Source organism: Candidatus Krumholzibacteriia bacterium (assembly GCA_035649275.1).
In the GTDB taxonomy this organism is placed as follows: domain Bacteria; phylum Krumholzibacteriota; class Krumholzibacteriia.
On the sequence record DASRJW010000001.1, the window covers coordinates 1 to 5,559 of the forward strand.

The window sequence follows — 5,559 nt, forward strand, 5'->3', positions numbered from 1 at the left end:
CGGCTGTCGAGGCGGGCGAGAAAGACCATGGCCCGCAAGGCGTAATCGGCACTGCGCGAGACGATCATCGAAGGCCCTCCTTTCCGGTCGCTGCCGCTTCGTGGGGGTCCGAGCCGGCAAGCCGGCGAATCACCATCAAGCCAGGAGCGTGCCGTTTCGTGAAACTCATCTCTCAGCAGCAGGTGTTGATTTTCGAGGCGGTTGGGGAACCGGGTCGGTCCTTGTTCTGGGTGCGCTGTGTTTCCAAAGGAGGCAGTGGGACGGGGAGAAGCAAATCAGGGCCCCGGGGAGGACGAGAGCCTGTGTCTCAGCCGACCTGCCTCGGGAGTTCGCGACGCTGCTGGAAGCCCTGATCGACCCTCTTGCGGTGTCCTATCGACAAGGAGAATCACGGATCTTCTTGATGACGGCGCAGATGTTGTCGGAGCAGGAGTACGGGGATCTCGCGGAAGCGCTGGCCAGCCTGCGTCTGGGGGCTCGCTCTTTTCCTGAGCTTCGATCCCAGCACGGGTTCCTGTACCATGGCCGCGCCGCGGGCTCGCGCGCCCGTGGACCGCCTCGGTGCGGGACGCGTGAGGGCCAGGAGCGGATGCCTCTCTACTTCCATCTCTTGAGTGACAAGGAAATCGACCGCCTTCAGGTCGTGCTCCGCATCATCCGTGACAATCGTGAGGGCGTGCTGGAGCTCTGGTACGAGCTCTACACCCTGCACTTCGGCCACGAGCGCACCTTCTCGGAAGCCGAGTTCAAGGAGTTCCTCGGCAGCGATCTGGATGCGGTGACCGGAGCGCTGCTCGAGCACGACGTGGTGGCGCTGGCGCAGAGGGTGCGTCGGGTGGGGGAGAGACTCCTGGAGCGCGCCGTACCCTTCGCGGAGATCATCGCCTCCATGCACCTCTTCGAGGAGAGCTGCAGCGTCTTTTTCCGCCGCAACCTCGCCGTCCTCGCCAGGGGTCCGGACATCATGCTCATCTTCGACAAGCTCTCCCACGTGCGCATGATCATCCTCGCCGAAGCCTACTTCGGTGCGCACCGGGCCCAGCAGCAGGCGCGCACCCAGGGTCTCGAGCGCGAGCTGCAGCGGCTCGACCCGGAGGCGGCGAAGCGGGAGAGCTTTCACGGCCTCATCGGCGCCAGCCCGGCCATGCGCCGCGTTTACGAGCGCGTGCAGACCGCCGCGCCTGGAGGGGCGTCCATCCTGATCACCGGGGAGAGCGGCACCGGGAAGGACGTGGTGGCGCGGGCCATCCACGAAGTGGGTGCCCGGCCCGGAGCCCCTTTCATCGCGGTGAACTGCGCCGCGCTGCCGCGGGAGCTCATCGAGAGCGAGCTCTTCGGCCACCGCAAGGGAGCCTTCAGCGGCGCCACCGGGGAGTACCTGGGGCTGGTGCGGGCCGCCGAGCACGGCACCTTGCTGCTCGATGAGATCACCGAGATGCCCCTGGAAACGCAGGCGAAGCTGCTGCGCGCTCTACAAGAACGGGTCGTGCGGCCGGTGGGCGCGACGACGGAAGTGGCCGTCGACCTGCGCTTCGTCGCCTCCACCAACAGGCCGGTGCGCGAGGTGATTGCAGCGGGCAAGCTGCGCGAAGACCTCTACTACCGGCTCAAGGTGCACACCATCGAGCTCCCGCCGCTGCGGGAACGTCTGGCCGACCTGCCGCTCCTCGTCGAGCACTTCATCGCCTTGTTCAACCGGCGCTATCCCCGCGCGCTCCGGGGCATCGAGGAGGAGGCCCTGCAAGCGTTGCGCGCTTACAGCTGGCCGGGGAATGTGCGCGAGCTGATGAACGCCATCGAGGTGGCCTTCGCTTACGGCCGCACCGACACGATCCGGCTGGAGGACCTGCCGGCGGAGATCTCTGGCAAACAGGCGGCTGTGGCGGCGAGCGGCGACGTCTTCGACGCCCTCACGCCCATCCCCACCTTCGAGGAATCGGAGAAGCTCCTGCTGGAGCGGGCTCTCGACGCCACCCATGGCAACAAGCTGCGGGCGGCGAAGATGCTGGGGATCTCGCGCAAGCAGCTCTACGCCAAGATCAAGAAGTACGGCATCGAGCTCGCCGAGGCGTAGCAGGCTTCAGCCTGCGGGATGAGGGAATGACATCCCGCTCCGAGGTGGGTACGACGAGGCGTCGGTTGGCTCCCACAGACACATCTCCCTTTTTCCGCTCCGGCGTCACTGCCTCCTTTGGAAACAATGAAATCGGCAATGGCTCTGTTCTTCCTCCCAGCGACGGATCGAAGCGGCTCTATGGCTCCGGCAGGGCGGGCACGCTCCTCGCTCTCATGAGACCTCGAGGTCTTGGAGCGAACCCATGGCCACCTTTCTTCGGAGATCGAGCAGAGACATGAGTCATCGCGAGCCGCGAGAGGAAAACCAGCGTCCAGGGATGCTGACCCCCTTTCGCCAGGGAACCGTCCTGGTTCTCACCCCAAGCGAGCAGCTGGCAGGTGTCGTCGCCCATGCCCTCGAGGGGCTCGGCTCCTCGGGGCCGCGGCTCAGCACGGTCCAGACGCTGGCGGATTGTCTCGTGGCGCTTCGGCTCCTCGCCCCCAGCCTCGTCATCCTGGACGATGCCGTGACCGGGCAGACCGGGGCCGAGGCACTCGACGCTCTGGAACGGATCCGGTCGGGGACGCCCATCATCTACTTCGCCACCCATCACACGCTGGACCTGGAGCGCGAAGTGCGCCGGCGCGGCGTCCTCTACTACGTGCAGATGCCCGAGACGCGGGAGCAGCTGGACATGATCCTGTGCCGCTTGCTCACCGCCTTCGTCCGGGAAGCCCGAGTGCGGGGGACGCCATGAACGGCACTGCGGTGGTGACCGGTCGGTGCAGTGACCATACGCCCTCGACCGGCCACAGGCCCACTGCTATCCTCCTGCCCGTCACGGGAGAGTCGAGCCATCACACCTCACGCTGCGAGGGGAGAGCGGAGATGCGCAAAATCATTGCTGTCGCAGCTGTCCTGATCGCCGCGCTCGTTGCCGGCTGCGCCGAGGACGAGATCGTCACGGTCACGGAACAGCCAGCGATTCAAGTGCAAGCGGTGGCCACCCCGACCTCGGTGGACACGGGCGTCAAGGTCGCGGTCGAAGCGCACCTCGTCCATGCCCCGGCGGGAGCGACGCTCCGCTTTGGCTGGCTCGCCGACGCCGGCACCTTCTCCTCCGGCGCCGCCGACAGCACCGCCTGGACGGCGCCCGACAATCCCGGCGTCTACACCCTTTCCGTCGTCGTCACCGATGGCAAGAACGCCGGCATCGGCACCGTGGATGTCGCCGTCGCCACCTACCTGCCCGCCGACCACCCCTACTACAAGGGGGCCACGAGCTGTTCCGTCTGCCACAACGGCGGTCCCGGCGGCACCCAGTACGCTTCTTGGTCCGAGTCGAAGCATGCCCATGCGATCGAGTCGCTGGAGGCCATCGGCATGAAGGAGAACGGCGCTTGCGTCGGCTGCCACACTGTGGGCTCCTACGGTCTCGGCGCCGATCCCGCTCTCCACAACGGCGGCTACGACGAAACCGCGGTCCCGCGTCTCGCCGGGGTGCAGTGCGAGAACTGCCACAAGCCGGGGAGCGAGCACCCGTCGCCCAACTTCGGTTCCGTGGAGGCCACCATCGACGCGGCGCTCTGCGGCCAGTGCCACACGGACACCCACCATCCCACCTACGACGAGTGGTTGACCTCGCAGCACGGGGATCGGGCGACGTGGCAGACCAGCCCCGCCACGCGGGCCAACTGCGCCAAGTGTCACAATGGCTTCGTTTCCATGCACTACCTCGACGATCCGAACAACTTCACCAATCCGCCGACGAACCCGACGACCTTCGAGGTGATCACCTGTGCCGTCTGCCACGACCCGCACGGCAACGACAATCCAGGGAACCTTCGCAACGCATCGGTCACCGACGCCTCGCTCCCGAACGGCATCCTGGTCGAGGAGGCCGGTGCCGGGCGCCTGTGCATCTCCTGTCACAACGGCCGGCGGACCGAGACCGACGTGCTCGCCCAGATCAACAACGGTACTACCAACTTTGGGCCGCACCACTCCATCCAGGGCGACATGCTGAAAGGCGTCAATGCCTACCAGACTCTCGCGCCCAGTTTCCCTTGGTCCACGAGCAAGCACATCCTCGTAGAGGACGCCTGCGTGACCTGTCATACCCATCCGCACGCGGGCGATCCCGAGGCCGGCATTCCGAACTTCATGGGCCACGACTTCAATCCCACCACTCAGGCTTGCTTGCCCTGTCACGGCGAGATCACCGATTTCACCCAGATCCAGGCCAAGCAGGATTTCGACGGCAACGGCGCCATCGAGGGGGTGCAATTGGAGATCAGCGGTCTCCTGGAGCGCCTGCAGCAGGTGATCGCCGACGCGAGCCGGAGCCCGGAAGTCCGTCAGCTCTTGCTGGACGACGCCACCTTCGTCCCCACCTTGGGGGACACGACGAAGAGCCTCCGGCCGCAGCGCGAGGCCGGCTACAACTGGTGCTACGTGGACTACGATCAATCCCGTGGCGTGCACAACACCACCTACGCGGTGCAGCTCTTGCAGCAGAGCATCTTGTACCTGGATCCCAACGGGCTGCCGGCTTCGGTGCTGCTGCGGGAGGACCGGTGACGAGGCAGCGAGGCATCCCGCGTCCCGGCGTCGCGGGATTGCTCGCGGCGGCCTTGACCCTCGCCCCGGCGGGGCTTGCAGCCCAGAACCAGCCGGCCGGCTACCCGGCGGGTGCTTGGAAGATGCCCCTCACCTGGTGGGTGGCGAGCCGCACCACCGGCTACTGGTACGAAAGCATCGATCCCGCCACGGGTGCGACGCAGCAGAGGCCGAGCTTCCTCCAGGGTGTCGACGGTTCGGTGGCGCAGCTCTGGGACGGGCACCTGGATCTGCGCTTCGCCGCCCGCTTCGCCCGCGCCGACCTCTATCCCGGCTTCGAGAGCAACGACTCGCGCTGGTACGTGGGCTACGCGCAAGTGCGAGCGGCGCCGTGGAAGGTGCGCGGGCGTCTGGGGCGGATGTTCTTGCAGGAAGGCCCGGCGCACCACACCCTCGACGGCGCTTGGATCGGCATCGAGCCGCTCCGGCGTGTCGCATTGCACGCCTGGGGCGGGACGCAAGCGCCGGACGACCTCGACTTCGACGTCCGCAGCATCGAATCCTTCCAGGCCTACGGTGCCCGGGTCCTCGGGACGCTGGCGCCAGAGCTGCAGCTCGCCCTTTCCTACGCCCAGTGGGACGAGGAGGGCGAGGTCGCCGAGCGGCCGGTGGGTGCCGAGGTCACCTGGTTCCCGCTCGGGGGGCTACGCACTTTCGCCCGCGCCGAGTACGAAACCGAAGAGGAATCCTGGCGGCGACTCGAGGTGCTGGCGGACTACATCCCCCGGCGCGGGTCACCCTGGCTCTTCCGGGCGCAAGCGCTCGAGCGCACGCCCTGGGTCGAGAACACGAGCTATTTCTCCCGCTTCGACGACCTCGAGCGCATACGCGCCGCCCGTGCCTCGGCGCGCTATAAACGCCCCGACGGCTTCGGCGGCGAGTTC

4 protein-coding genes are annotated in these 5,559 nt (G+C 66.9%); all 4 read left to right on the forward strand.

Annotated elements, in window-relative coordinates:
• Window positions 1-589 precede the first annotated feature (589 nt).
• Window positions 590-2,074 (forward strand): sigma-54 dependent transcriptional regulator, encoded by a 1,485-nt coding sequence (locus VFE28_00005; GenBank protein ID HZM14355.1) that lies wholly within the window; start codon window positions 590-592, stop codon window positions 2,072-2,074.
• Window positions 2,075-2,351: 277 nt separating this feature from the next.
• The gene (locus VFE28_00010) at window positions 2,352-2,813 is read left to right on the forward strand and encodes a hypothetical protein (protein ID HZM14356.1); all 462 of its coding nucleotides are present in this window, start codon (window positions 2,352-2,354) and stop codon (window positions 2,811-2,813) included.
• Window positions 2,814-2,944: 131 nt separating this feature from the next.
• Complete coding sequence (locus tag VFE28_00015; protein ID HZM14357.1) at window positions 2,945-4,636, forward strand: cytochrome c3 family protein; 1,692 nt, start codon at window positions 2,945-2,947, stop codon at window positions 4,634-4,636.
• Window positions 4,633-5,559: hypothetical protein (locus VFE28_00020; protein ID HZM14358.1), on the forward strand; the 927-nt coding region annotated here is incomplete at its 3' end. The genes VFE28_00015 and VFE28_00020, both read left to right, overlap by 4 nt.